We start from the raw sequence: 2,298 nt of genomic DNA, 5'->3' as shown, positions 1-2,298 counted from the left end.
CCCCCTCTTCCGCGGCCGGTTCGTCCGGCACGGGTTCGGGTTCCTCGGTTTCGGCCTTTCCGCCGCCGATGAACATCAGGAGCAACCCCGTTACGACGGCGAGGCCGACGACCGGCCCCGCGATCTTGAGCCAGCGCGGGATGGGCTGAGGCGCTGGACGATTGTCCGACTTCTCGTTCGTGCTCATTGATCACCTCGCAGAATCGACCGGGCGCGGGACGGGGCATACCGGGCGGCCACCTCGTCGCTGGGGATCTCCAGTTCGGCGCCGGTGCGGAGCTGATTCGGGTTCGGCGCATTGGCCGGGAAGAACGCGTGCGGGTTGGCCTCGAACAGCGCGGCGGCCATGCGCGTCGGCTGCTCCGGCGAAACCGCCTCGGCGATGGAGCCGAGGGTCTCGCCGCGCTGAACCGGGCCATACAGGCGGGCTGTTGGGGGCTGTGGCGCGAGCACGTCGCGCACGGTGTCGGCTTCGATCGCTTGGCCGCGCGCCCGCGCGGACTCGGCGTAAGGCGCACGCGGTTCGTAGGAGATTTCCCGCATGGCGGGATCGACGACCAGGCGCCAGGTGGGGCCGGCGAGGGTGGTAAGCGCATTCTCAAGGCTCAGGGGCCCCAGCTCTCGATGCACCTCGGGAAGCGGTCGGGTCAGGAGCACCCGCATGGCCGGGTCCGCCTTGGCCGGTTCCTCCAGCTGATACCCGCTATGTGTCAGGAGGTAGGTGAGCGCGGAGCCGACGTGCCGGACGTCCGACGGGAAATCCATCTGGACCGTGACCTGCAGGGGCTGCACCTGCTCGGGTGCGGGCGCATCGGTGGCGGTGAGGTATCGACCCACCTGAATGTCACTGGCCGCAGCGGTTCCCCAGGAGGTGAACGCCAGCGCCACAAGGAGTGCGGGTAACCGTGTTCGCATGTCTTGCCTCGCCTGCTTGGAATAAAGACCCGCGCCAAAGGAGGCGCGGGCACCAGCCCTAAGGGGTATGGGCTGCCCGCCGCCAAGGCAGCGGACGTCGCCAATTCTCCGGGTCCCGCGTGTAGCGGCTACGAAAAATCCTGAAGCGAGCGCGAAGGGTTTTTGAGTTATCCACAAAAACTGGGGATAACTGCATGGGAAAGAGGGGGAAGAAAGCGAGGGAACAAGGACTTGCCAGGCGTGGGCAAAACGTAACCAGCCACCCCGGTTGGGTCGGGGGTGGCTGATCCGCGAGTTGACTTCGATTGAGGTGCTTCAGGACCGGGCGCGTCGATTGTGCGATGGCCCGGTCGAGTAGGAGTCTTCCCCAGGGCGGATCGATCTCACCCTCCTGCAGTAGCGAGTCGTATTCCGGCGATCCATGGTTTTGGGGGGATGGATCTATCTCGAATGGCGCGGCAGTACCGCACAAAGGGACCCACGCTGCACCTGGCGGTGGGCGGCCAGTGATTTGAATCACGGAGACCAGAGTCTCCCCACGGCGGGCGCTACGCACCGACCGTGGGGAGACCCCCCTAAACCATTCGAGAAGAACTCGTGCCGGGCCCGGAGGGCCCAACGAGTTGACTTGTGAACCTCCACCGAGGATCGGTATTGATCGACTGACCCGAGCCAGGGACAAAATTGGATCAGCCGACAGCGCCGGGCCGCAAAGGGGCAAATGCGGCACCCCCACTCTCGGCGCGTAGGGGCTTTTGCCGACGGGCGTCGGCAAGGGGCCTGATACGCTCAGGCGGGCGGTGTAATACGCATTCAAACTCAAGGGCCCGATTCGGGCAATCCTCCAGACTGCAAATGTTGAATCTCCGCCGTCATTCCCGAGGGTCGCGCGCGATCCTCGGGAATGACGGCCCGAAGGCCGTCAGGGTTAGATCCAGCGGAAGACGTGCTGCATCCGCTCGCCTGCGTCTAAAGGAAGCTCGACAACGTCCGCGCGAGCATTGCTCCATGTAGTGCCGCCGAGTGTCGCTGCCTCCTTCCGTAATGCCCTCAGTTTCCCAAGCGCATCTGGAGCAGGAAGCGTGGCGACGTAGTCGCCCACCAGGGGTGAGCCCTCGTCGGACACGCGCAGGGTGCGATACTCCGGCGAAGGAAGCGACGCCGCCGCGATCCGGGGGAAATCGATCATCCCCGAAACCGCGTTGGCGGCCTCCGCTAGGGTCAATCGAGGCAGACCCTCGGCATCACAGTCCATGTCGAGAAACACCCCTTTGGGGTCATTCCAGGCGGCCCAGGCAAGCAGTTCCGCGCGTGTGCCGACCTCTAGGAGTCGCTTCTGGTACAGCGGGTCGCGATACAGCTCCGCGAGTTCATAGGTGTGCA

General features: G+C 65.1%; 2 protein-coding genes and 1 pseudogene. All 3 read right to left on the bottom strand.

The features are described 5' to 3' along the window. Positions 1-187: pseudogene (locus F618_RS15140) on the bottom strand (hypothetical protein); the annotation flags it as partial. After that, entirely contained in the window at positions 184-888 is a 705-nt protein-coding gene (locus F618_RS0114545; RefSeq protein ID WP_019569009.1) for a hypothetical protein, read from the bottom strand. The gene F618_RS0114545 and the pseudogene F618_RS15140, both read right to left, overlap by 4 nt. A 955-nt stretch (positions 889-1,843) precedes the next feature. Continuing rightward, the coding region (locus F618_RS0114540; protein ID WP_231362695.1) for a hypothetical protein at positions 1,844-2,298 on the bottom strand (455 nt) is incomplete at its 5' end.

It is taken from the genome of Thioalkalivibrio sp. ALMg13-2 (assembly GCF_000381185.1).
GTDB lineage: Bacteria > Pseudomonadota > Gammaproteobacteria > Ectothiorhodospirales > Ectothiorhodospiraceae > Thioalkalivibrio > Thioalkalivibrio versutus.
Note: the sequence above shows the minus strand (reverse complement) of the source record. Positions and strands in the feature narration are given on the sequence as shown.